Origin of the sequence: Oribacterium sp. NK2B42 (assembly GCF_000424445.1) — a bacterium.
Taxonomy (GTDB): domain Bacteria; phylum Bacillota; class Clostridia; order Lachnospirales; family Lachnospiraceae; genus Oribacterium.
In genome coordinates, this window is the sequence record NZ_AUJX01000034.1 from 13239 (window position 1) to 38660 (window position 25422).

Sequence of the window (25422 nt, forward strand, 5' to 3'; positions counted from 1 at the left end):
AACCACAGGAATATAAACCTTCTTTAAAGAAATCATCTTTTGATATTTTTCACTTAAGGACTCATTGTAGCAACGGATCTTTACTTCATTCCCATTATTACATATCCCTCATCATTTCTCTATTACCATTTTTTGCGTCATGACGCAATTTAGGGTTATCTCCTTCCCTGAACCTTGCCACGTTTCCTGAAATCCACATTGATTTCTGCCCCTCTGCAGCGAGGCATTTCTTATCTGTTGTCTTAATCATTCGCCATGGAGATCCGGACTACGAACATGATTCACTTACGGAAACCGGATGGACAGAAGCATCGCTTCTTGCAAAACGTCTATATAAAACAGAAGACATCAAAGAGTTTTATGTATCGCCAATGGGTCGTGCTCAGGATACGGCTTCCCTTACTTTGAAAAAATTTGGAAAAGCAGCAGTTACACTTCCATGGTTAAGAGAATTCAATGAAGCATTGATCAACAGGCCGGACGTAAAAGACCAAAAGAAGATTTCATGGGACTGGCTGCCTCAGGACTGGACAGTGGAACCACTTTTTTATGACGCTGTTCATTGGTTAGATGCCAATGTTTTCAAAGAAAGCTCCGTCCCTGAAGCTTCCTTTGGAGACATTTCACATCTTTATGCAGGAGGTCGCTCCTCATCCTTTTCCGCCCGCTTTGCAGAAGTATATGGAAACGGAGACCGCTTAGACTGATTTTTTAGGACGACGTGTTAGCATCTATCTTAGAACTATTAATCGAACCGAAAGAAAAGGAATCGTTGATTTCTCAACGATTCCTTATCAAAAAATCGAGCGCGAGACGGGGATCGAACCCGCGATCTTCGCCTTGGCAAGGCGACGTAGTACCACTCTACTACTCGCGCATTATTAATGTCCGTTCAACTTTCATTTCTGTGAAGAACGAAACACTATACAAAAGATGATCAGTTTCAGTGTGAATGTTATCGCTGTCTTTATCATCTTGGATGCCCAGAACCGGAATCGAACCAGTGACACGAGGATTTTCAGTCCTCTGCTCTACCAACTGAGCTATCTGGGCAGCTAAGCGGGTGATGGGAATCGAACCCACATGTTCAGCTTGGAAGGCTGACATTCTACCATTGAACTACACCCGCAATTGCTTTTCACGAACACCTTATCAGTGACGCGAGTGTTATGATACAAGACTTATGCGGCAATGTCAACATAAAAGTTACTTTTTATTTTTATTTATTCCCGAAAATATCATCTCTCATCACAAATAACAAAAACAGAAATTACTAACCGAAGCCAAAACGCAGAAAATGCAATGGATTGGTGCCCTGTCATATCGCACACATCCCTTGCATTTTCAATATCATTACTACTTTATCTTACGGTTTTCTCCCGTTCTGTAGTTGATCTCTATTCCGGGCTGAACATTGTAGCAGTACACGCAAAAGCATATGCCCTTCCCGCCGTCTTCTACGGATAATGCCTCCATCAACACTCCGTCAGCAAGCAGATTGTCTCCCGTAAACATGGGAGTCACTCTGTAGAGAACATGGTTATCGGTCTCGTCAATATATTCCACTACCATCTCTTCAAAGGGACGCATACCGTCATAGTTCATATATCTTGTGCCGGTAATGAGATTTCTCTCATTGTCATTTTCCGCAGTCAGTGAATAAGCGATCAAATGACTTCTGTTATAAAGATACGGAGGATTCGAATCCACTATCCCAGGATATTTCCTCTGTACCCATCCAGTAGGCTTTATATGAGATATGTCTCCACGCTTCTTTCTGGGCATCAGCTCACGGCAGGCATTGGCATAGGCCACACCGCAACGTCCCAGGGAATCAAAATCACTGTAGGTTTCAAAAGCCTCTGTGGTCATATCCTCAGCCGTAAAGAAGGGAACATTACCATTTATGACAGCGTAGGTTTCTCCGGAATATTCAGGTATATCATTGACAGTTTCAGTCTTGACAGTTTGGGATTTAACTATCTCAGGTTTAACTGTCTCGGGCTTAACATTTCCCGGATGGGATTGCAAAAATGTGGTATATATAACCGCAATGGCTATCACCAGCCAGGTGATAAAACCTGTCTTCCCTGATTTTTTTATGTATTTATCGTTTCTGTATTTATTCTTTCTATTGTCGTTATACACCATAACACCACATCAGACTTAGACAAATCCTAAGGCAAGTCCCAAAATCCTCACCAGGAAAGCCACCATCCATGCAACGAAGCATTGGAAAAAAACTGTAATAATTGCTGCTCTTCCTCCGGACTCCTGTTTTACAGACGCAATAGCCGCAACACATGGAGTATAAAGAAGACAAAAAACAAGAAATACAAAGGCTGTCAGGCCGCTTAATTCCGCCCTTAGTCCGGAAGTCCCACCATAAAGCACAGTAAGCATGGAGACCACACTCTCCTTCGCAAGGAAGCCTGAGATTAGGGATGTCACTATCTTCCAGTTTCCGAACCCGAGAGGCGCGAATAATGGCGCGATGCCTCCGGCAAGTACCGCAAGTATGCTCTTTTCGGAATCCGTTACAAGGTTAAATCCGGGATCAAAATTCTTTAAAAACCATACGGCGATGGTTCCGAGAAAGATAACCGTAAAGGCTCTCTGAAGGAAATCCTTTGCCTTATCCCACATAAGCATTACGACATTTTTAAGTCCCGGAAGTCTGTAGTTGGGAAGCTCCATAACAAAAGGAACCGCTTCTCCGGAAAACAGTGTTTTCTTTCCGATCAGAGCCACAACTATAGACATGACTATACCGATAAGATAAAGAGCTATAGTCACGACAGCCGCATATTTCGGAAAAAATGCCGCCGCAAAGAAAGCATAGATTGGCATCTTTGCACTGCAGCTCATAAAAGGTATCAGAAGTCTCGTCATCTTTCGGTCTCTGTCGGAGGGCAGGGTTCTCGCAGCCATGATGGCAGGAACACTGCAGCCGAAGCCTATCAGCATCGGGACGATACTTCTGCCGGATAGTCCCAGTTTTCGCAAAAGCTTATCCATAAAGAACGCGACTCTCGCCATATAGCCGCTGTCTTCAAGCATAGACAAAAAGAAGTAAAGCACCACAATGATAGGAAGAAAGCTAAGCACCGAGCCTACACCCTCAAATATAGCGTCAATAACAAGTGAGTGAATAGGGGCGGAGACATTGGCAGAAGTCAGAGCTGAATCCACTATCTCTGTAAGGTTTCCTATAAGCACCTCCAGAATTCCCTGGAAGAAGGCTCCTATCACGTTAAAAGTCAGGAAAAAGACCAGACCCATTATAATTATGAATGCCGGTATGGCAGTCCACCTTCCGGTAAAAAATTCATCCAGCTTCCGGCTTCTGGTGTGTTCCTTACTTTCATGAGGTTTGACCACCGTCTGCCTGCAGATTCTGTGAATGAAGGTGAAACGCATGTCTGCAATGGCTGCTGCCCTGTCGAGACCACGTTCCTCTTCCATCTGTGAAACGATATTTTCAAGAGCTGCTGCATCATGTTCATGCAGCCCCAGAGCATCCTTAACCAGCTTGTCTCCCTCTATCATCTTGCTTGCAGCAAAACGGACCGGTATCTCTGCTTTTTCCGAATGATCCTCTATCATGCTCATAACGGCATGAATGGCACGATGCACGGCACCGCCATGATCATCCTTCCCGCAGAAGTCCTTCCTGCCGGGTTTTTCATTATATCTTGCTATATGTACAGAATGCTCTATAAGTTCTTTGATTCCCTGATTTTTTGCGGCAGAGATGGGGATGACCGGCACCTGCATGAGCTGCTCCAGGAGGTTGACATTAACAGTGCCTCCGTTTCCCGCCACTTCATCCATCATATTGAGGGCGATGACCATAGGTATATCCAATTCCATAAGCTGCATGGTCAGGTACATGTTCCGCTCAATGTTTGTGGCATCAACGATATTGATGATGGCTGAAGGCTTTTCCTCCAGAACAAACTGCCTGGAGACCACTTCCTCACTTGTATAGGGCGAAAGGGAATAGATTCCGGGAAGGTCCACGACTTCCGTGTCGGGATACCCCTTTATGGGGCCGCTCTTTCTGTCTACTGTAACTCCGGGAAAATTGCCCACGTGCTGATTTGCTCCCGTGAGCTGGTTAAACAATGTCGTCTTTCCGCAGTTCTGATTACCCACAAGTGCGAATGTCAGCTTTCCGGTTCTTGCTTCTTTACCCTTATGTTCAACATAGTATTCATGTTTATCGGCTACCTCACCAAGAGACGGGTGTGGGATATCCTTAAATGAATCCGGCTTCTCATCCGCTTCCTGACCGCTCCCGCTTCGCACATCCCTGATAACGATCTTTTCTGCATCCGCAAGTCTGATAGTCAGCTCATAGCCGGCTATCCTAAGCTCCATGGGATCTCCCATCGGAGCAAATTTTATAAGTGTCACATCCACTCCGGGTATAAGTCCCATGTCAAGAAAATGCTGACGTAAGGCACCTTCCCCGCCTATGCTTTCGATAGTGGCTGTTTTTCCTTTTTCCAATTCTTTTAAAGTCAAGCTGAATTCCTCCTGAAAATCGATAAGCATATTATTGCACTAAACCGGCATGAAAGTCGAGATGATATTACGGAGATTCTCTAAAAGCAAAAAAGAGAAACGCCGGTTAAGCGTTTCCCTTTGCAGGTTAATCGGATATCTTCTTTTCTATCTCCCTGAGGTCCAGGTTTCCAAACAACTTACTGCAGAGTTCATCATATTCTTTCCAGGCGTCGCTGTCTGAAAAGTCCTTTGCCAGAATATCCCTCAGGGTCTGGTAGTACCACCCCTGAAATACCGGATCAGACTGATTGAAACGATCCCAGAAAGAGTCACGGTCACTTTCATAATCCCTGACGGAGGCACGTATATTGGAAAGCTTGTCTCCGAGACAAATAAGCTTCGTCTCATATTCTGCCTGTTCGATGTGATCGATGGTTTCCTTCTTCCTTATGACCCAGGTACTCTCACGGGGCTGATCATTTCTTTTGTTCTCAGTTTCATTTTGAACCAGGTCCGCAACTCTTTTCCCGTAACGGATTTTTATATCCTCATAGCCATAATCCGTATCCTCTATTACATCATGAAGCAGTGCCGCTATGATAACATCCTCATCCTCTGTGATAGAAGCTACGATCATAGAACACTCGATTGGGTGAATGATATAAGGCACATCCGAACCTTTGCGCATTTGTTTTCTGTGGGCATGGGATGCAAACTGTAATGCATCCTGATATCGTTTTCCGGAAAAAATATGATCCATAATGGTTTCTCCTAAATGGTTACCCGGCCACACTCAGGCTTTCAGCTTCATTAAGCTTAACACTATCCTGTGGGACTTCATCTGTACCTTCTGTTGTTTCATTATAACCGAATCGAACTTCCGCTCTCTGATCATCGCTGAGTTCCCGGGGATCATATATGATCGCCCTTACCCTGTGATGTCCCGATGCATCCACTGTACGATCGATTTCGGTTATACTGCCTCTGTGATCAACTTCATCTGCGGTCACTGTCACCGGTTCACCGAGAAAAATATCAGGAAATAAATCCTCCTTCACTGTGAACTCTATATATTTTATCTCTGTTTCCGTTATCCCGCAAAGCCTTGTCCCACTGGAAATGTCTTCCTTTTTTTCAAGGCGAAGATCTGTGATAACCCCATCCGCCGGAGCTGTGATATAACTGTTTTCCACAGCTATGTCATACTTTATCTTAGCCATATCGGATTTTTTTATGATTTCGGCAAGCTTCTCCGTGCATCGGTTCAATGCTTCCGCCTGAGTCTTGTAGTCCTCCGGGGTCATTTCGCCCTTATTGTACAAAGGCGTTATCCTTTTCAGTTCCTCCGCTGCCGCAAGGGTTTTTTCTTTTACAGGCTCAATGTTTCCGATGGCTTCATCCCAGGCTTTCTTTAACTTCTTGGCTTCTTCCCGGTTATCGATAAGCATTAAGGGATCCCCTCGTTTAACAGCATCGCCGGACTTTACATAGAGTCCGTAAACTTTCCCGTTAACGCGGGATATGAAGTCGAAGCTGTCCATGGTCCCTATGACTCCTTTATAGGATTCCACCTGAAATTCTGCCAATGTCTCTGTCTCAATATTTGAAGCAAGCCTGCCGTGAACAGCGATAGCTATATCTTTGGCATTAACACCTTTTTTATACACAAAGTAAGAACAAAGGCCTATCACTATCAAAATGACCCAGAGGCCTTTTATGACCTTGCCTTTCTTCCACATAATGAAAACCCCTCCTGCGAAAAATAAACTTATGTCATTTCCTTATCTATAAGAATACAATATATCTCCTCCCAATTCAAAATGAATGCTTCATGCGAAGACATTTCCTTTATCAATGAAGTTCGGCCCTGCTGTCCTGCGAAACGGCGGTGATGTGATTCTCGGATTTAAGCATTGCCATCAGGAAATCCATCTGATCCTGATTGGAGGCACTGTCACAGGAAAATGCATACATATCAAAATTCTGATAATCATAGAGCAGCCGTAGATCATATTTCGAGGAAAGACCACCAAGCTCGGCGGGATCCAGCTTCTCATCCACAGATACGATAACCACATTTGTGAATGTATCCGTTCCGGTGTTTGCATATGTATTGGTATAAGTATCGGTAGAGGTATATCCAGTGGTTGGACTAAATTCCGGCTCAGTAGTTTCTGAATAATCACCAAGTGTGGGATAATTGACTGTAGGCTCTGTCTCCTCCTCATATATCTCTTCTTCCGTTTCTTCCTCTGTTTCCTCTTCTGTTTTCTCTTCTGTTTCTTCTTCTGTCTCTTTTTCTGTCTCTATCTCCTCTTCAACAACGACTGCCTGTGTATACCTGATATTATTTCCGGCTCTGTTATCATTCTCCGTCTCATCTTCATCTTCTGTGTCTCTTTGTTTTTCAGACTTTACAGATTTTTCGCCTGCATCAGTCCCGGTAGTTGTTACCTCTTCACTTTCATCGGTCTCCTGCAATATAACATTACCATCGGCATCAGTTTCAAGCGAAATCTTACTGCCATCGGGAGCAGTGCTTTCATCCGTTTTACTGCTTTCTTCTGTTTCCGGCACGGCTTCCGGCAAAACACCTGTTATTCCCTGGCGCACAATCGCCCACTTATCCTTCATGGTGTCATCGTAGGATATTTCTTTCCCTATTTCCAGATCGCCGGCATCCTCAAGCATTCCGCTTATGGAAAAAAAATCGTTCAGAATTGTATCTGTGTAATAATCGATACCATCCCAGGTCTTCAAAAAATCTCTCCGGTCATCGTCACTTAAGGAATCATAAAACTCCCTGACAACAGGAGTAATGATGTTTAACGAATATTCACCCTCTCTTGTTAACCTGAGAAGCTGTACTGACTGATGTAAAGTCTTAAGAGACGCCCCCGAAGAGCCCTCTATGCCTAAACACCTTTCCAGTCTCTGTCTGAGAGCATTTTTAAGCGCCTCTTCCCCTATCAAAGCCTCATTTTCTTCTTCATCAGCAGCACCGGTCTCAACTTTTGTTATGACTTCCTTCGGCTTTTTTGTAGAGGTTTTAGTTTTTTTGTCAGAGCCACAGGCACAGAACAATAATATAGACATTATAAGAGCTATGTATACTGATTTTTTAATCTTCATAATGCATCCCCCGCAAAGCATTCGATGCCTTATACATGATCAGGCATACGACCGGATTCGAATCCGTATATCAGATACTTCGGCTAAAAAATCAGCATAAATAAATAAAAACAAGCAAGGCAGGCGGAATTCCTTCCACCTGCCTTGCCCGGCAATGTTATTTATCATTTCAAAATCGAAATTTTGTTACGGGGTCACTTAAAATGCTCTTTAGTAAGAGAAATGACCTTTGGAGACATTATCAAAATCGCAATAAGGTTCGGAACCGCCATAAGTCCGTTGGTGGTATCTGCAATCTCCCATACAAGGCTGAGCTGAACTGTGGAGCCCACAACTATGAAAATAACATAGATTGCCTGATATACGATGATAGCCTTTGTGCCGAACAGGAACTCAAGGCATCTTGAACCGTAAAGGCTCCATGAAAGGAGCGTTGAAAAGGCAAATAAGGTGATGCATGAAGCGATAATGATAGATGCCCATCTTTCACCAAATGTTGTACTGAAGGCCATGATAGTCAGATCTGTACCGGCGGACTTTCCATAAAAGTTGTCTGCACAGCCGGAGATAAGGATGGCAACCGCTGTAAGTGTACAGATAACAATTGTGTCCATGAATACTTCAAAAATACCGTAAATAGCCTGATGAACCGGATGATCAACATCTGACGCCGCATGTGCTATAGCCGCTGTACCGAGACCGGCCTCATTGGAGAAGATGCCTCGTCCGAAGCCTGCCTTTGCTGCCTGCTGAATAGTAACACCCAGGAGCCCTCCGCTTATAGCCGCAGGAGCAAATGCTCCTGTAACTATCTTTGAAAAAACTTCGCCAAGACTTCCGATATGAGTGATAACAACGATTACAGAAACAATAATGTAAACCAAAGCCATGATAGGAACCAGCTTTTCGGTAACATTACCTATTCTCTTCATTCCGCCGAAAAGAACCAGTACGGTAAGGATCGCTCCGATTATTCCGATGACCATGTATATTCTCTGCAGGTTATCACCTGAGATTTCAGAATCGAATGACTTGACCACAGATCCTATGGATGTAGCGATGGTGTTGATCTGGGTCATATTACCTATACCCAGAGACGCTATAGCTCCGAAAGCGGAGAACAGGATGCCTAACCACTTCCACTTTTCTCCGAGACCGTTCTTTATATAATACATAGGGCCGCCTACATAGTCTCCTGCTTCGTTCTTCTCACGATAATGAACAGAAAGTACTATTTCGGCATATTTTGTACACATTCCGAAAATTGCTGCAACCCACATCCAGAAGATGGCTCCCGGACCACCCATAGCTATGGCGCCGGCAACACCTGCGATATTTCCGGTACCCACCGTTCCCGCAAGGGCCGTAGTCAGGGCCTGGATGGGAGTAAGTGTACCACTCTCACTGGACCGTTTTTCAAAAAGTCTGCCGAGAGTGTTCTTCATTACATATCCAAATTTTGTAAACTGGAGGAATCCCAGTCTGACCGTGAAATATATTCCGGTACCTACCAAAAGGATAAGGGTTGGTACTCCCCAGACAATACTATTTAGCTCACTTGAAATTTTACTTATAAGTTCCACTTTCACACACCTCTGCTTTAAAGTACTAAGTCATAAGTTTACCATAATTTCATGCATAAACCTAGCACTAAATCCATCGCCGAAAACCGTCCCCGATGGATTTCTTGTGTCATTACTGATTTTTAACAACATTTTTATCAGTTTTTTGGTATAATAGAAATATATTTTTATATATCTATATTTGGTAGATAATTCTACCCACAAGGTATATGTTGCGTGATTTTTTTCAAAAGGAGGTTACTGATGAAGTTAAAAAAGACATTGACGACACTTGGGCTGACATGCTTTCTCGTGATGATGTTCAGCCTTACTGCATTGGCACACTCAGGTGTTTGGGAATGGGGCGATTACGGATGGTGGTATAAATACACTAACGGTTCATATCCGAAGGACGGTATTTACACAATCGATGGAAAGAAATATTATTTTGATAAGCATGGCTGGATGAAAGAAAACTACTGGTATGATCCCGGCAGTGGCTGGCGTTACTTTACGGGAAGCGGTGCCATGGCGCATGATCAGTGGGTCGGAGACTATTATGTCGGTTCCGATGGTATAATGCTTACAAGTACCTGGACTCCTGACGGATATTATGTCGATGCAACCGGGAAATATGATCCTTCCAAAGGCAGACAAGGCAGTTCAGATGACATCTGCGAATACTACTCTATCGATGGATACTATGATAACCGCGATCAGTCCGGCTACAACAGTGATAAGAGAGTTGATCTATGGGTAGACGTCAACCCCAGTGATGACTATCTTGCAACCTTGAATTTTGGATTATACATGAGTTCCGGAACACCTTACGACCTCTATGATTCTGCTAATCCAAATGGTGATACATTAAATATGGCAACCGCAGACGGCTACGAATGGGGTGGCAGAAGTACCATATCAGACAAGTGGTATGACATGACCTATAACGGCAAAGATACCATCACCCTCCAATGGAGAAGCACTGCCTGGACATCTTCAGGAAAGCTTGTATTCAAAAGACGCAACGGCGGAAGAATCCTTAAAACATGGGATTACGAAGGTTCAGGTGGTGTTGGCTGATACACAAAAATATACAGAAATCTTTTTCTACATATTTCGACACAATAGTTCCGCGGGAACCGGTTCTCGTCGGCGATAATCGTCTCCGATGAAAAACGTAGTTGAAACCCCATCGAAATGCCAAAAGGCATCTAACCTGACTGTTCAGATTAGATGCCTTTTTTATACTTTTAAAAAAATCAGATGAAGTCTCCAACTAATTGCATATCCTATTTTGTGGTTTCCCTTTTAATCAGCTCCACTCCCAGGATACATGCAGTATCATAGGGCTTTCCTTCTGCGTAATTACAGATGATCTCTACCGCAAGCTCTCCCATTTTTGATATGGGCTGTCTTATGGTGGTAAGCTCCGGTGTCATCAGGGAACTGAACCTGATATCATCAAAGCCCACAAGCTTCACATCCTTCGGAACCTTGATCTTATGGTTCTTCAGAACTTTATAGGTAGATATAGCCACTATATCGTTGGCGGCGAAGATTCCGTCTGCCTCAGGATACTTTTCCAACAGGAGCTCTGCTGATTTCAAACCCGCTTCGAAGGTATAAGCCGTATCGATATACATCTCCTCCAGCCCATACTTTCTGCAGACATCCTGATAACCTTTAAATCTTAGCCTGCCACTGGCATATTCCTGCGGTCCCCGGAGACAGATTATCTTCCGGCAGCCGCATTCATATAGGTGTTCCGTGGCCAGAACTCCACCGGTATAATGATCGGATTCTATATAGGCGATCTCGCCTCCATCCGTCATATGCCGGTCCACAACTACCACCGGAAGATCGGTATCTTTTATCATCTGTCCTGTATGCTCACCGTTTGTGATAAGGATGATTCCGTCCGCTTTCATGCGGCTCAGCATACTGATATTGCTTAGTTCCTTTTCACTGTTATTACCTGAGCTGCAAAGCACTATGTGATAACCGCGCTTAAAAGCTTCTTCCTCTATCTTACGGGACAGTTCACTGAAGAACGGGTTATCGATATTGGGAACGATAAGTCCCACAAGCCGTGAGGAATTCTTGAACAGAGCCCTTGCCAGCTGGTTTGGCTGAAAACCTGTTTTTTCAATGGCCTCCAATACTCTGTTCTTTTTATCATCATCAACATTTGCAGTTCCATTCATAACTCTGGAAACTGTGGCAGGAGAAACTCCTGCCAGTTTTGCAACCTCACGTATCGTAGCCATCTTGTCCTTCTCCGTATGTCTTCATGTGAGTGTCAAAAGCTGACACCGAATCGTTTTGTGCTACTCTCTCCACGATTCTATCATACTTTTATGCGTTTTCCTTAGTAACAAGCTTAACTTCTACAGGCATTGACTTCTCAACTGTCTCACCGTTCATAAGCTTCTGAGCTGTCTCAACAGCTGTTGCACCCATAAGGTCAGGCTTCTGAGCAACTGTGCAAGCCATTGTTCCTTCCTTAACTGCTGCGATAGCATCATCTGTGGCATCGAAACCTGCAATTACGATATCCTTGCCGCTGACAGCCTCAACTGCACCGAGAGCCATCTCGTCATTGTGAGCGAATACAGCCTGAACATCAGGATTAGCCTGAAGGATATTCTCCATAACTGACATACCCTCAGCTCTGTTGAAGTTTGCTGTCTGGCTTGCTACAACGTCAAGCTTCTCATCAGCTACCTTGTGGAAACCCTCACCTCTGTCGATAGTAGCAGAAGCACCGTTTACACCCTGAAGCTCAGCAACCTTTGCACCTTCACCAACAAGCTCTACGATATAGTCAGCTGCCATCTGAGCACCTGCTACGTTATCTGATGCGATAGAACAATCAACGTCAACGCCATTTACCATTCTGTCTACTGCAACAACCTTGATATCCTTAGCGATAGCGTCTTCAACTGAAGGTGCTACTGCATCAGAATCAACAGGGTTAACGATAAGAACTGAAATATTCTTTGAGATAAGATCCTCGATATCACTTGCCTGCTTAGCAGAATCATCACCTGCATCAACAACGATAAGTTCCATTCCAAGCTCAGCAGCCTTTGCCTGAGCACCTTCCTGTAAGGTTACGAAGAAAGGATTGTTAAGAGTTGAAAGTGATAAACCGATTGTGCCTGAGCCTGCTGCTGTTGCCTCAGCTGCTGCCTCTGTTTCTGCCTTAGCTGCCTCTGTTGCAGCTTCTGCCTTGGCAGCCTCTGTTGTAGCCTCTGCCTTCTTCTCTCCGTCAACTGATACTGCTGAACCGCAGCCTACAACTGACATTGCCATAATACCCGCTACTGCAACTGTGAATAAATTTTTAAGCTTCATTTTTTCTCCTCCGTTATTGCTTAAATGTTTATTTTATTCTCAATTCCCATTAACGCTTTCTGTCTGAAAGAACCGCAATGAGAATGACAATTCCCTTTACAACTGACTGATAATATGAAGAAACTCCCATGATGTTGAGACCATTGTTAAGTACCGCAATGATGAGTACACCTACGAAGGTTCCCCAGATTCTTCCGCGTCCACCGTTCATACTTGTTCCGCCAAGGGCAACCGATGCGATGGCGTCAAGCTCGTAACCGTTACCAAGTGTAGGCTGTGCAGATGCAAGTCTTGATAAAAGAATGAGACCTGAAAGTGCTGCCATACCGCCTGAGATTGCATAGGTGATAAGCTTGGTTTTGTTAATGTTTACGCCGGAAAGCTTTGCTGATTCAGCATTACTGCCTGTGGCATAGACTCTTCTTCCGAATACTGTCTTCTGAAGCACAAAGAAGAAAAGCAGGAATACAAGGACGAATAAGATTACAGGGAACGGGATTCCGAAAAGGCTTCCCTTTCCTACGAACTTCAAAAGGAAACTGTCTCCAAGTCCCGAAATCGGCTTTCCATCCATGAAGATCATGGTGATACCTCTGTACACTGTCATGGTGATAAGTGTAGCTATGAAGGGCTGTAATCTTCCCTTTGTAACCAGTGTTCCGCTGACAAGTCCGCAGCCTACACCGATGAGAAGTGCAAGTATCATGGCAATTCCCACCGGCATTCCCCCTTTGATGAAGGAAGCACAGAATGCCGTTGAAAGAGCAAGTGTTGAACCTACCGAAAGATCGATACCGCCGGTAAGGATAACGCAGGTCATACCGAATGCTATAAATCCGTTAATGGATGACTGTCGAACCAGGGATAAGAAGTTATCGATAGTTCTGAACTGAGGGCTTATGATACTGATAACCAGGACCAGACCTATAAGAGCTATCAGTGCCCCCAGATCCTGAATTTTATTTATTAATTTATTACTTTCCATCGTTTTGGCCTCCTGTAGCGAGAATCATGACATTTTCCTGGTTTGCATCCTGCCTGTCGATAAATCCGCCTATTTTTCCTTCTGAAATAACCATTATCCTGTCGGACATTCCCAGAACCTCCGGAAGCTCCGAAGAAACCATAATGATCGCAACGCCCTGTGCGGCAAGGTTATTAATTATTGAATAGATTTCCTTTTTTGCACCTATATCCACGCCTCTTGTAGGCTCGTCCAGGATAAGAACTTTAGGATCTGTGAAAATCCATTTTGCAAATACCACCTTCTGCTGATTACCACCGCTCAGCTTATTGCAGTAGTGCTCCGGTCCTGTGCACTTGATATGAAGCTCTTCAATACCAGCCTTAACCATATCCATTTCACTCTTCTTATTCAGAACTCCGTTTTTTGAAATCCTGCCAAGATTGGTTATGGCTATATTTTTCATAATGCTTTCTTCAAGCATCAGACCTTCTGTCTTTCTGTCCTCAGTGATGAAACCGATGCCGTTCTTCATAGCCTGCTCCGGATTCTTATTGTGAACTTCTTTTCCTTCCACAAAAATCTGTCCGGTGACATTTGGCATATTTCCGAATATGGACTGCATGATCTCTGTTCGTCCGGCACCCATGAGACCGGCAACACCGAGAACCTCTCCGGCTCTGACCTGGAAACTTATATCAGAGAAAACTCCGGGACAGTTAAGATTTTTAACCTCGAAGGCAATGTCTCCGATCTTCACATCTCTTTCCGGATATCTCTCACCGATTTCACGGCCGATCATCATCTTGACAACTTCAGTCATATCAGTCTTGCTGATTTCTCTGGTGCCGATGTACTGACCGTCACGAAGGATTGTGATCCTGTCGCAAAGCTCGAAAATCTCTTCCATTCTGTGAGAGATATAAACGATGGATACGCCTTTTTCCTTAAGGCTTCTCACAACCCCGAAAAGAACCTCTGTCTCCTTCTGGGTAAGTGCTGCCGTAGGCTCATCCATGATGATGACCCGTGCATCCACCATAAGGGCTTTTGCGATTTCAATCATCTGCTGCTGACCGATGGAAAGAGTATCCATACTTGCTGCGGGGCTGATATTAACTCCGAGAGTATCAAGTATCTTCTTTACTTCCGCCCTCATCGCCTGCTTGTCGCAAACACCGAACTTCTTAGTGATCTCTTTACCGAGGAACATGTTTTCCTCAACCGTCATATCGAAGAGAACATTCAGCTCCTGATGTATGAAGACGATTCCTGCCTTTTCTGCCTCCTGAGGATTTTTGTAACAAACTTCCTGACCGTCTACATATATTTCTCCGGCGTCCTTAGTGTAAACACCGGTTAAAATCTTCATTAATGTTGATTTTCCGGCACCGTTTTCACCCATAAGCGCGTGGATTTCTCCATCGCCAAGCTCAAATCCCGCATCCCTTAAGACCGGATTTCCGCCGAAGGCTTTATTGATGCCACTCATTTTTATATTCATTATCTGCTCCTGTTATCAACCAAATATACAGCCTGACTGAAGGATGATGTTTGCGTAAGGAGTTGTTTCTCCGGTACGAATCACTGCTTTACTGTTATTTGTAAGCTCTTTTAATTTTGTATGGGGAACATATTCAATCTCGATTTTGAAACCCGTTTCATTTTTCTCCAAAAAATTAAGCACTTCCTTGTGCACTTCAGGGTTCATGGTTTTGATCTCTTCCGCAAGGATCACCTTTTCGATCTTCATGTCAGCACCAACTTCATTAAGCACCTCCATAAATCTCGGCATCCCGAACTTAACTGCAAGATCGATCCTCTCTACGCTGTCAGGAATCGGAAGACCGCAGTCTCCGATGCAGATCTGATCTGTATGTCCCATATATGAAAGAACCCGGGATATATCGCTGTTTAATATTCCATTCTTTTTCATCTTAAACCTCCAATTCAGCTTCAACTTCCTTTGCTGTAGGCATTCCACCCTGGGCACCCATCTTCTCGATGGAGAGACCTGCTGCGGTGTTTGCATAGGTTAAGGCTTCCTTCATTGAAGCTTTATCTGCAATCCTTACAGCGAAAGCGCCGTTTAAGGTATCGCCTGCTCCGGTGGTATCAACCACCTTGCTCTTTCTGCAGGGAACACTGAGAATTTCACCTGACTTAAGGCAGGTCACAACGCCCTTGCTTCCCTTTGTAATGATAAGCTTCTCAGGATACTCCCTCAAAAGCTCCTCTTCTGATTTTTCATTTCCAAAGATCAGTACCGCTTCATGCTCGTTAGGGGTAAGGTAGGTTACCTTATCTACTATTTCCTTGGGAACCTCTGCTGCAGGAGCAGGATTAAGTACTGTAGGAATATTCTCCTTTGAACAGATATCTACAACATAATGAACAGCTTCAAGCGGGATCTCATGCTGGAGAACCACCATATCAAATTTCACAAGCTCTTCTCTTATGGAATCAATATAGGCCTTGCCTGCACAGGCGTTTGCCCCGGCCACGACAACTATGGTGTTGTCATTGTCCCCTAACGTGATAAGAGCTATTCCTGTAGGAACCCCTTCAACTGTTTTTATATTATCTGTATTTACTCCGTTAGACTTGAGGTTTTCGATCAGTTGTCTTCCGTTATCGTCATTACCCACACAGCCAAACATGGAAACCTCTGCGCCAAGTCTTGCCATGGCTACCGCCTGATTGGCACCCTTTCCGCCCGGAATATAATGAAGCTCCGAACCCTTGAGAGTCTCTCCCTTCAGCGGGATGCGCTCTGCAATAACTGTCTGATCCATGTTAATGCTTCCGACTACAGCTATTTTCAAAACAACACTTCCTTTCTACTTCACTTCGGGAACAGGCAACCGGAAGGTCTTCTTACCTGACCCGGGGATACCTGCCGGTGTTTCGGTGTTTCCGTCAGGCAACTCATTCATTAAAAAACTTATTTGAAACGGGTTTCTGAAACGCGTTTCACGTTATAGCAATATGCTATCAATCAATGACTGTCATGTCAATATGTCTTTGTTGAATTTTATATTTTTAATATAATAGAGGCGATAGTTTTGTATATATTTCACAAAACTATCGCCTCTTTATCTCTCATCTATAAACGCATGTTTTTTGCCGTTTATCTTTCTTTAACTGAACGTGTAAATGCTCCGATGATCATCAAAAGCGCCCCTATGATAAAGGCTGCGATTGAAACAACTGTCACATAAAACACCTGCCAGCCTACAGTATTTACCGAGTCGTAGCTAAAGAGTCCTGCGATCAGAAGGATCCTCTCTGAGAGAACCTGTCCGAAAGCTGCTGTAAACATCGCGATGGAAACACAAACCGCGATAGTACTGCAGATATCGTGATTTCCGAAAATATTGGGAAGCACAACGGCTGCACAGGCAAGGACGATTCCCAAAACACCCTGCACGATGATAATTCCCAGGTTTCCCAGCGCGTAAGTCACAGTCATACTGCTGCATACGCAGGCAGCAATGATACCAACTATTCCGAGAATTGCAGCAATTACATTGAAGTATGCTCCCACACTCTGTTTTTTCATAAATTCTGACATACTCAAGCCTCCTTTTCCTTTCTCTTGGAGAGTACGAACAGGATTGCAAATACTGCCGTTAAAATACCTGTTACAGCGATCGCAGAATGATAAGCTGTTCTCCACCATGTGTTCAACTTAACAACATGAGTTGTTTCATTATATCTGTTCATAAGGTTACTTGATGCAATCGCATACAGTACGTTATGTGCAGACTCTTTAACAGCCTGCTGAGCATTGGCATCGCCCGCAAATACTGCTGCGCTGATAGCTGAGCCATCTGCCTGGTTAGCAAATCTTGGGCTGGTAAGAGTTGTATCTGCGTAGAATCCCGACATACCTCTTGTGTCATAGCAGGTTGTTCCCGATGTAAGAACTGATCCGTAAAGATCAAAGTCATCATAGATATCTGTCACTGCATAACCCTTGAATCCCCATTCATTCTTAAGGATCTCTGTCATCAGACCGGTACTTACAGTACACTCAACCGGACCAATCTTGGAGAAGGAGATCATAAGACCTCTCATTCCCGCATCATTATCCTCTGTATCATACTTGGTTGCTTCAAAAGCAATCTGGTATGCCCTGAGTTCTACTTCTCTTGCACGCTGCTCTGTCATAAACGGAGCAACACCTGCTCTGTTTGTTTCCTGATCATTAAATGCATAATGCTTAGGTGCTGCGATCAGACCATATTCAAGAGCTCCGATAGCAAATTCCATTGCTGTGTATCCTGAAAGGATCGGATCTTCTGAATAGTACTCACCGTTACGTCCGTTGTAAGCATGACGATGTGTATTAAGTCCCGGTCCCCAGAGGATAGGAATACCTGTAAAGAGTGACTCTATACCTATAAACTCACCAAGCTTCTTAGCAAGGTCCGGATTAAAGGAAGCTGCTGTAAGAGGGCTGCTGCCGAATACTTCAGGATGCCAGTTGCCGTTTGGATCTTCCGGACTGATGTTCCATGGGGCTTCTGTATCCTTGGAGGCATTAAGGTTAACCGCGATACCGTTACCAGCATTCTCTGTCATATAAGTTTCTACAGTTCCGATAGATTCGGCACCCGGGATACTTGGGCCGCCAAAGGTTGCAAGGTACTGAGCCTCCTCAAGAGTCATCTCGGAAAGGAGTTCATCCCATTTTTCGTCATCAAAGTCAAGGCCTGCCATCTCATAAAACATGAGATCACTCTTCTTGCCCCATTCGATTCCGGAAGTATCATCATCAGTCGCAATTGTATAGTACTTACCATTGAGATAATCGATCATCTCCTGACTTGTAAGAGTCATATCTGAGTATGTCTTGGGATAAGTTCCATTCCAGTCTGCACGGCTTAAGTAAGTAACTTCACCCTCCTGGAAATGATTCCAGTCTGCATAGTCAAGCTGATTAGAAATCTTTGTGCCCGTTTTACTGTAAGCAAAGGCTGTTCTTGAAAGTGTATCCTCAGTGATCTCTGTTTTGAATGCATAGTCTGCATTAGCCTCTCCAACAAGGTTCTCAACTGCTACGCCCTGTGAAGCTATGATGTTGTTGAGTGCGTCGTGAGCACCGTTACCAAATGCGAAGTAATATGTTCCGGGATCCACGATATATGATCCGTAAGTTCCGTCTCCGTTATCGTAAGAGCTGTCATATGTAGCAATGTACTGAAGATCAACATCTACAGATACAACCTCAGACTCTCCCGGCTGAAGAAGTCCGGTCTTGCCGTAGTTAAGAAGAACGATGGCGCTCTTTTCGATTCCGCCCCGCTCATAAGGAGCCTGACCATAGATCTGTACGCTCTTTTTACCCGGTACATTTCCTGTATTGGTGACTTTCACATTGAAGGTAGCTGTTGCAGTAGTTACATCATCTTTCTTTGAAACATTAAATACAGGCTCTCCCTCAAATTCCATATCAAAGGCAGTATATGAAAGTCCATATCCAAATCCATAGGCTACTTCTGCATCATAATCCCAGCCTGATCCAGAAGCATAAGTTCCTGCTGTTCCTGTTGCATTTCCCTGTCCGAGAACTGCATCATAGTATCTTGTCTCATAGTAGCGATATCCGACATAGATGCCCTCAGCCTCTATGATGTAATTGCTGCTGTTCTCTCGTGTGATAACATCTGCTGCGTTCTTATATGAGAAGTTACCCATATTCTGCATTGCAGGAGCAGACATGTTGTAGGTAGGGAAGATATCTGCAAGTCCGCCTGAAGGTGATACCTTTCCGCAGAGGATATCCGCTACTCCCAGAAGGCCATAGCTTCCCGGTGCTCCTATCCAGAGGATCGCATCAATTTCAGGATCGTTCTTAAGCTCACCGATCTCTACAGCAGATGCACTGTTCACAAGGATGATGACCTTATCACTGCACTCTTTTGCGAGAGCGATGGCATCCTTCTCGTTGGTTGTAAGAGCAATAGGCTCTTCTGCACCAAGACCGGCAACTATTCCGCCTGGAAGATAGTCTTCACTCTCGGCGCTTGGTCTTCCGATAACAACGATCGAAGCATCTCCGTATTGAGCAAAACTGTTCCTGAAGTCTGCATTAACACCTTCAATCTCTTTTACGGAAGGCTCACCCGGATCATACTCTTCAGAAGGTCCGGCATTTTCTGTGTGAAGATATGTCTCATTGAGCTTTGTGTAGATGGAAGTCATGGTAGGATTAACCTTGTATCCTGCTCCATCAAACTCAAACTCATCTCCGCTCCAGTCCCCTGTTGTGTATCCTCTCTCAATCTGGCCTGTTGCCCAGTTCTGGGAAAGAGATGTTGTGATGTGATGCGCAAAATCAGTTACATTGTTCTGAAGCGCCTCATCAAGATTTATAAATCCGCCAAATGCCTTGACACCAAAGCTTGAACCAAGGATAGGAACCTGGGATCTGATCCCGAATAATGTCACATTTGCGCCTGATGCAAGTGGGAGTACTCCGTTATTCTTAAGAAGTACCGTTCCTTCTGCTGCCTGCTCTCTGTTAAGATCCATCGCAGCCTGGATAAGTGCGTGTGAATTACCTGTTCCATCCTCATTCAAAAGTTCAGCAGGTGGTGTGAACCTGTCGTACACTGCATCTTTGTCATCTGTAACCATCATCTCACTCTGGGTACCAAGAGCCGTATCGATAGTTGTTGAAAAAGATTCCAGTGTGTTACCAACTATTACTGAGATTGACAGTAAAAATGACATAAGAGCTGCCAGTCCTCTGAAAATACCTGTCTTTTTCAATTTCTTTCTCCTTATCAATTTATAGTTTTCATTGCCTCTTCCATGCTCATGCCATTTGCGATAGCTTCCTTACGCTTCAGATTGACTTCCTGGATCTGCCGCATCTTTTCCCCCGTAAGAGCGTACCCCTTCATTGCGATCAGGGTTACAGCCCAGGCCAACATGGGAACTATACAAAAAAGCATGATAACAACCGCATTCATGCCTGATGAATAAGGCGTCTCTGCAGTTGGAAGATTCTGTATTCCGATAATACTTACAGCTATACCTACGACTGTTGCGGAAAGTGATGAAACAAGCTTATCTACCAGTGAAAAAAGCGTTCCCATGATTCCGGGTATGTACTTTCCCGATCTGTAAGTTTCATAATCCGAACAGTCTGCCACCATAGGAATCGGCATATCAGCCGTTGAGTAATAAGCGCCATAACCGATACCAAAAAGCAAGATGAATAAAACGGTATAAAGATTTATTGAAACGCGGCCATCAGACAAGAACGAAAGATTCCTTGATGGCACACCCTCTTTCCAAAAAAGGAGGAGGACCAATACTCCTACGTAGCACATAAGTGCCACCGATACATACCTTAGAAGCGATGCTTTCTGCCCCTTCTTTTGGCTGGTTCTGACTGTCAAAACGAAGAACGGTACTGAGAACACGTAGCCGACTATCATCATCGGAAGATAGAGACCATCGTAATTTCCCATCATGCAGCCATATAGCATGCACAAAACAGTGGTATTGGTTGCTATGGACAGAGCCAGCTTACATCCGGCGCCGGCGATCATAAGCCTCTTCATAGGGTCATTGTTCTTAAGGATCTCGACGTATTCCGAAAGTTTGACCTTCTCCTGTTTTGCTCCACCGATTCCGAAGTATTGCGGCTGATCTTTTTCCCAGATCCCGATGATCGCAAGTGCTGTGAGCACCATCGACACTGTGATCCCGATGGGTGTCAGCACCCTGTAAAAGCTCGCACTTGAATAGTCTGCAACATTTGCTCTTATGATCGGTGCAAGGAACTGCATAACTCCCATTCCCGCAAGAGATCCGACTGTATTAAAGATTGTAAAAAGCGGTCTCTGTGAAGGGTCGGAAGTCAGAACCGTCTGTCCTGCTCTGGTGCAGGAAGTCTGAAATGTATATCCGATAACCCATATGGCATAAAGACCCACGAAAGCTATATATCTGAAAGCCATCATACTCTCAGGAATATTTGGCGTTATCATATACATCGTTATGATGCTGAGTGCCATTATGATATTTCCGATGACCATAAATGGTCTGAATTTACCAAATTTGCCGTTGGTCCTGTCCATCAGCGCACCGATGATCGGGTCTGTGAAAGCATCAAACACTCTCATTCCCGTAACCATGATCGATGCAAACAAGATCCCAAGGTTCAGAACATTAGAGCCAAAGGTCGCAATGTAGGACAAAACCAGGACATAGTAGACATTGGTAGCTCCATTGTTAAGAGGAAAAAGCACCAGCTGATAGGGCTTTGCTTTATTGCCCCTTTCCTGTGTAACAGTATTTCCCATTTTCATACTCCTATTTTCACATCTGTATTCCGAATCAGGTCCAGTTAGCCCCTTTATCTCCCGGATCCTTAAGGCAATACTCCGGATTTGGAGCTGCAACTCTCACAAATTTTGCGCAGTCTTTGAAAGCTCCGCTTACGGCAGTGATATCAGTTTCTTTTCCTATCTCACCGAGACTTACTTCAAACTCAAACACATGCTGTCCATGCTTTGTCTCAAGCTTTTTTCCATCTGCAAAAAGAGTTATCTCATTCTGATTTGAATAAACCTTGAGCCTGATCCTGTTCTTTGTTCTCTGAACAAATCTCTTTGAAGCTATATGCACGAAAGGATCCTCGCTCCACCATGCTTTGTAGAGATAAAAGCTGTCTTTTTTTGTCTTTCTGTCAAAAGTAACAAGACCCTTATGATTCATTCCGGGTTCACCGCCCTGATTTCTGGCATCTGCCGCAAAATCAAACATGTTCCAGACATGTGTCGCCCACATAAACGGATTTCTTTCAAAGCACTTCAGCATGTACTCATGGTAGACAGCCTGGTATTCCTCAGTGTGGTCACCTCTGTGAGGATTTTCAGAATGAAGGTTGGGCATTCCCTCACATCCGTATTCTGAATAACCCAGGCATCTGTTCGGATAAACCAGATGGAAGAATCTCATCCATAGATCATTTAAGAACAGTCCCGGAACATACCAGCCGAGATACAGATTCCAGCTGACTGTATCTGTGATATGTGCCACCTTATTGAAGGGACTGCACGCCGCATAGCAGGCAAGTGTGGTAAATCTCGTATCATCCATTTCATGGCACAGATCATTAAGTATTCTGTGGTTTTCCATCATGTCCTTTTTATTTTTTGTTGAGATCGTGATCTCATTGGATATTCCCCAGCAGACGATAGATGGATGATTGTAGTTCTGTATGATAAGTTCTTTCATCTGGCTGATGGTGTTATCCCTTCCATCAGGCATGTGCTCGGAGATGTAAGGGATCTCTGCCCAGACTATCATTCCTCTCTCATCACAAAGATCATAGAAATACTGACTGTGCTGATAGTGAGCAAGTCTTATGGTATTGGCACCCATCTCGCAGATAAGGTCTATATCCTCTTTGTGCATTTCATTTGTTATGGCATTTCCAAGGCCTTTTCTGTCCTGATGTCTTGATACGCCGTGAAGCGCATAGCTTTTTCCATTCAGGTAGAAACCTGTCTTTGGATGATAATGAAAATCTCTTACACCAAATCTTGTTTCTATCTCATCTACCGCTTCTCCGGCTTCAATCAGGGTGGCCTTCAGATGATATAGATAGGGGTTCTTTATGCCTTCCCACAGATGAACATCACCGATGATAAATTCATGTTCTAAACAAAAACTGCCATCACCGGAACTCTTTTCCTGCTGACTCCTTCTGTCTTCATGGCAGATCTTTGCTTCATGGATCACTTTTTCATCAGCATCAAGAACCTCAATGCTCACATCAGCACTGCCACTGTTTACGTACAGAAAAGCCTTACCTATAGCTTTTTTGTAGCCTTCAACAGGCTTTGCCTTGATCCGGATCCCTCTTGTTCCATAATGATCAAGATCAAAATGGCTCCTGCTGACCACCAGCAGATTTACGTCCCTGTAAATTCCTCCATAAAATGTAAAGTCTGCTTTCTGCGGATAGACCCTTGTATTTGGCCTGTTATCCACCAAAACTTTAAGGTGGTTATCCTTGTCTTTCAGATAATCTGTTATGTCCTTTCTGAATGTTGAGTACCCACCCTCATGGCGGATCACCTCTTCTCCATTCAGATAAACAGTACTTTCTGAATTAACTCCATCAAACTGTATATAAACGCACTCTTTGTCCTTATCAAAAACAGGCGCATCAAAGGTCTTTTCATAGGTCGCCAATGCTCTCAGATAATCATTTCCGCCATCCTGACCATCAACTGCATTCCAGGTATGAGGAACGTCAACCTTTTCATCATATTTGCCTTCTATCTGAAAATGCCAGTCCTTATTAAGGGAAAAAAATCTTCGCATGAACTATCTCCTTATCGTTTTCTGCAGTTTCCTGTCAGCGTCCACATCATAACAATTTCACAACATCCCATTCAACCGAGATGGAATAATCGACACTTTTCACAACATAATTTACATGTCTCTGAACTTATTTATGTACAAAAGAAAAAGATGCACAAAGATGCATCTTTCTCAAAGGTCTGATATTAAGTTATATAGATGTTTTATGTGAGTGGAAGTATAATATTCAGATGAAATACATCACCTTCTACCTGTGTTTTAAAGGCTCCTCCGAATTTATCGACTATCACTTTTATACTCTTTATCCCAAATCCATGTCCGTTTTCAAGATCCTTACTGACAGGAAGCTTATCTTCAAAAGTGATATCCCCTTCAAAATAATTCCAGATGTGTATGATAACCGAATCACCAAACTGTTTCAGACTGACATCCACAAGTCTTTTCTCCTTGTCTGACACAGAGGCAGCTCCGGTCCTTGCATTGTCTATAGCATTGCCAAACAGAAAATAAAGGGACATACTGTCAAACTTATCAAGCTTATCAGTAAAGCTTACGCAGTTAAGCCTGACACCCTGCTGTCTGCAAAGAGCTCCCATATTGCGAAGAAGTACATCGATCACATCATTGCCGGTTCTTACGATAGGCGCAAAGCCTTCTATAGACTCCCTTATAGGTGAAAGATCCGGGATATCAGTCTTTTCTTTACCCGCTAAATGCTCTATATGATTAAGCAGGTGCTTAAGATCATGCATCTGGATATTGTTGAACTCAACCATCTCTTTCCACTGCTCATACTGTTTCTCAGACGCCGACAAAAGTCCCTTTATGACCATCGATTCAGCCTTTTCCTGCTGCCATTTATGCAGATAGAACTGGATGGAAAGAGCAAAACTGCAGCACAGGATTGCATAAATGCTGCTGGCCACGATGACCTCATTGCTTAAGTCCTTTGCATCGGCCACCAGTCTGTTAACTCCGATACACATAAGAACAACGATGACGGATAAAACATTGAGCCTTATGCTCCCCCTGTCAGGAACCTGGGATCTTGCGACCATTAAATATACTATGGTATAAACCACTGTCAGGGTCAGTATCTCCACTATTATCCTGTAGATCACACTGATTTCCAAAAGAGCACTCATAGAAGGGATAAGACTTATGATCGTCATCAGTTTGAAGGCTATGTGCTGCGTTGCAACTCCCGCTATACAGGAAGAAACAATGGAAAATAAATTCCCTTTGTAACAAAAAAGCATCACCCCTACAGTCAAAGCTATGATGAAAAAGAAAAACATAAATCTGTATATGGCGATACTTGCTGCAGGGTAGGTGATACCTGAAGCTATGATCCCGGCGATAACGGCAGCTGCGGGAAACCTGACCCAAAAGAGATTTCTCTTTTTATAAGCATGCAAAAATAGAAGTTCCGCCATCAGAACTTCTATGATGTATCCTATTGATTCGAATTTACTAAGCATTTCCGCATTTAACACGACAGACTCCATTCCCAAAACCGGCCGGCGCACAAATGATGAT

At 43.9% G+C, this 25422-nt stretch carries 20 protein-coding genes and 3 tRNA genes; 2 read left to right on the plus strand and 21 right to left on the minus strand.

The features are described from left to right. Positions 1 to 97: 97 nt before the first annotated feature. Positions 98 to 250, minus strand: a complete 153-nt coding sequence (locus G625_RS22410) for a hypothetical protein (RefSeq protein ID WP_156885087.1) — start codon at positions 248 to 250, stop codon at positions 98 to 100. Here G625_RS22410 and G625_RS21270 point away from each other — a divergent pair. Then, positions 249 to 707 carry a histidine phosphatase family protein gene (locus tag G625_RS21270; protein WP_242826626.1) on the plus strand — a complete coding sequence of 153 codons (459 nt, stop codon included), beginning with the start codon at positions 249 to 251 and terminating at the stop codon, positions 705 to 707. The genes G625_RS22410 and G625_RS21270 overlap by 2 nt on opposite strands. A gap of 98 nt (positions 708 to 805) precedes the next feature. Here G625_RS21270 and G625_RS0109740 read toward each other — a convergent pair. From G625_RS0109740 to G625_RS0109780, 9 genes are all read right to left on the minus strand, one after another. Then, a tRNA-Gly gene (locus G625_RS0109740) sits at positions 806 to 877 on the minus strand. A 103-nt stretch (positions 878 to 980) separates the two neighbouring features. Beyond that, positions 981 to 1053 (minus strand) — tRNA-Phe (locus G625_RS0109745). 5 nt (positions 1054 to 1058) lie between these two features. After that, positions 1059 to 1129 (minus strand) — tRNA-Gly (locus G625_RS0109750). 227 nt (positions 1130 to 1356) lie between these two features. After that, the gene (locus G625_RS19265) at positions 1357 to 2151 is read right to left on the minus strand and encodes a DNA/RNA non-specific endonuclease (protein WP_049895834.1); all 795 of its coding nucleotides are present in this window, start codon (positions 2149 to 2151) and stop codon (positions 1357 to 1359) included. A gap of 15 nt (positions 2152 to 2166) precedes the next feature. Further along, complete coding sequence (gene feoB, locus G625_RS0109760; protein WP_029200978.1) at positions 2167 to 4530, minus strand: ferrous iron transport protein B; 2364 nt, start codon at positions 4528 to 4530, stop codon at positions 2167 to 2169. A 127-nt stretch (positions 4531 to 4657) separates the two neighbouring features. Next, positions 4658 to 5272, minus strand: a complete 615-nt coding sequence (locus G625_RS0109765) for an HD domain-containing protein (RefSeq protein ID WP_031554128.1) — start codon at positions 5270 to 5272, stop codon at positions 4658 to 4660. A 19-nt stretch (positions 5273 to 5291) separates the two neighbouring features. Beyond that, positions 5292 to 6251, minus strand: coding sequence for an efflux RND transporter periplasmic adaptor subunit (locus G625_RS0109770; protein ID WP_029200980.1), 960 nt, complete (start codon positions 6249 to 6251; stop codon positions 5292 to 5294). Positions 6252 to 6363: 112 nt separating this feature from the next. Continuing rightward, entirely contained in the window at positions 6364 to 7644 is a 1281-nt protein-coding gene (locus tag G625_RS21275) for a hypothetical protein (protein WP_029200981.1), read from the minus strand. 194 nt (positions 7645 to 7838) lie between these two features. Further along, positions 7839 to 9233, minus strand: coding sequence for an alanine/glycine:cation symporter family protein (locus G625_RS0109780; protein ID WP_330365032.1), 1395 nt, complete (start codon positions 9231 to 9233; stop codon positions 7839 to 7841). 237 nt (positions 9234 to 9470) lie between these two features. Between G625_RS0109780 and G625_RS0109785 the strand changes: the two genes are divergently transcribed. Next, positions 9471 to 10286 carry a hypothetical protein gene (locus tag G625_RS0109785; protein ID WP_029200983.1) on the plus strand — a complete coding sequence of 272 codons (816 nt, stop codon included), beginning with the start codon at positions 9471 to 9473 and terminating at the stop codon, positions 10284 to 10286. 209 nt (positions 10287 to 10495) lie between these two features. Here G625_RS0109785 and G625_RS0109790 read toward each other — a convergent pair whose 3' ends face one another. The 11 genes from G625_RS0109790 to G625_RS0109840 all read right to left on the minus strand — a co-directional run bounded on the left by G625_RS0109790 (position 10496) and on the right by G625_RS0109840 (position 25379). Further along, positions 10496 to 11473, minus strand: a complete 978-nt coding sequence (locus G625_RS0109790) for a LacI family DNA-binding transcriptional regulator (RefSeq protein ID WP_029200984.1) — start codon at positions 11471 to 11473, stop codon at positions 10496 to 10498. An 88-nt stretch (positions 11474 to 11561) separates the two neighbouring features. After that, positions 11562 to 12563, minus strand: a complete 1002-nt coding sequence (locus G625_RS0109795; protein ID WP_029200985.1) for a D-ribose ABC transporter substrate-binding protein — start codon at positions 12561 to 12563, stop codon at positions 11562 to 11564. Positions 12564 to 12612: 49 nt separating this feature from the next. Continuing rightward, positions 12613 to 13548, minus strand: a complete 936-nt coding sequence (locus G625_RS0109800; protein WP_029200986.1) for an ABC transporter permease — start codon at positions 13546 to 13548, stop codon at positions 12613 to 12615. Further along, complete coding sequence (locus tag G625_RS0109805) at positions 13538 to 15031, minus strand: sugar ABC transporter ATP-binding protein (RefSeq protein ID WP_029200987.1); 1494 nt, start codon at positions 15029 to 15031, stop codon at positions 13538 to 13540. Before G625_RS0109805 ends, G625_RS0109800 begins: the two co-directional genes overlap by 11 nt. Before the next feature lie 15 nt (positions 15032 to 15046). Beyond that, complete coding sequence (gene rbsD / locus G625_RS0109810) at positions 15047 to 15463, minus strand: D-ribose pyranase (protein WP_029200988.1); 417 nt, start codon at positions 15461 to 15463, stop codon at positions 15047 to 15049. 1 nt (position 15464) lies between these two features. Continuing rightward, positions 15465 to 16352: a ribokinase gene (gene rbsK, locus G625_RS0109815; protein WP_029200989.1), complete on the minus strand. Its 888-nt coding sequence runs from the start codon at positions 16350 to 16352 to the stop codon at positions 15465 to 15467. A 305-nt stretch (positions 16353 to 16657) separates the two neighbouring features. Next, complete coding sequence (locus tag G625_RS0109820; RefSeq protein WP_029200990.1) at positions 16658 to 17101, minus strand: hypothetical protein; 444 nt, start codon at positions 17099 to 17101, stop codon at positions 16658 to 16660. Between the two features lie 2 nt (positions 17102 to 17103). Continuing rightward, positions 17104 to 20307, minus strand: a complete 3204-nt coding sequence (locus G625_RS0109825) for a glycoside hydrolase family 3 C-terminal domain-containing protein (RefSeq protein WP_029200991.1) — start codon at positions 20305 to 20307, stop codon at positions 17104 to 17106. 14 nt (positions 20308 to 20321) lie between these two features. Continuing rightward, the gene (locus G625_RS0109830) at positions 20322 to 21851 is read right to left on the minus strand and encodes an MFS transporter (protein WP_029200992.1); all 1530 of its coding nucleotides are present in this window, start codon (positions 21849 to 21851) and stop codon (positions 20322 to 20324) included. Between the two features lie 34 nt (positions 21852 to 21885). Further along, a complete protein-coding gene (locus tag G625_RS0109835) occupies positions 21886 to 23883 on the minus strand; it encodes a glycoside hydrolase family 2 protein (RefSeq protein ID WP_029200993.1) in 1998 nt (665 codons plus the stop codon). Between the two features lie 203 nt (positions 23884 to 24086). Next, entirely contained in the window at positions 24087 to 25379 is a 1293-nt protein-coding gene (locus G625_RS0109840; protein WP_029200994.1) for an ATP-binding protein, read from the minus strand. Positions 25380 to 25422 lie beyond the last annotated feature (43 nt).

What these genes read in the sequence shown, in the direction of transcription:
- G625_RS0109790 (WP_029200984.1), bottom strand. Translation starts at nt 11,473, where the DNA reads ATGGCTACGATACGTGAGGTTGCAAAACTGGCAGGAGTTTCTCCTGCC.
- G625_RS21275 (WP_029200981.1), bottom strand. Translation starts at nt 7,644, where the DNA reads ATGAAGATTAAAAAATCAGTATACATAGCTCTTATAATGTCTATATTA.
- rbsD (WP_029200988.1), bottom strand. Translation starts at nt 15,463, where the DNA reads ATGAAAAAGAATGGAATATTAAACAGCGATATATCCCGGGTTCTTTCA.
- G625_RS0109835 (WP_029200993.1), bottom strand. Translation starts at nt 23,883, where the DNA reads ATGCGAAGATTTTTTTCCCTTAATAAGGACTGGCATTTTCAGATAGAA.
- G625_RS0109820 (WP_029200990.1), bottom strand. Translation starts at nt 17,101, where the DNA reads ATGTCAGAATTTATGAAAAAACAGAGTGTGGGAGCATACTTCAATGTA.
- G625_RS0109830 (WP_029200992.1), bottom strand. Translation starts at nt 21,851, where the DNA reads ATGGGAAATACTGTTACACAGGAAAGGGGCAATAAAGCAAAGCCCTAT.
- G625_RS0109795 (WP_029200985.1), bottom strand. Translation starts at nt 12,563, where the DNA reads ATGAAGCTTAAAAATTTATTCACAGTTGCAGTAGCGGGTATTATGGCA.
- G625_RS0109765 (WP_031554128.1), bottom strand. Translation starts at nt 5,272, where the DNA reads ATGGATCATATTTTTTCCGGAAAACGATATCAGGATGCATTACAGTTT.
- G625_RS0109805 (WP_029200987.1), bottom strand. Translation starts at nt 15,031, where the DNA reads ATGAATATAAAAATGAGTGGCATCAATAAAGCCTTCGGCGGAAATCCG.
- G625_RS0109770 (WP_029200980.1), bottom strand. Translation starts at nt 6,251, where the DNA reads ATGTGGAAGAAAGGCAAGGTCATAAAAGGCCTCTGGGTCATTTTGATA.
- G625_RS0109785 (WP_029200983.1), top strand. Translation starts at nt 9,471, where the DNA reads ATGAAGTTAAAAAAGACATTGACGACACTTGGGCTGACATGCTTTCTC.
- G625_RS0109800 (WP_029200986.1), bottom strand. Translation starts at nt 13,548, where the DNA reads ATGGAAAGTAATAAATTAATAAATAAAATTCAGGATCTGGGGGCACTG.
- G625_RS22410 (WP_156885087.1), bottom strand. Translation starts at nt 250, where the DNA reads ATGATTAAGACAACAGATAAGAAATGCCTCGCTGCAGAGGGGCAGAAA.
- G625_RS19265 (WP_049895834.1), bottom strand. Translation starts at nt 2,151, where the DNA reads ATGGTGTATAACGACAATAGAAAGAATAAATACAGAAACGATAAATAC.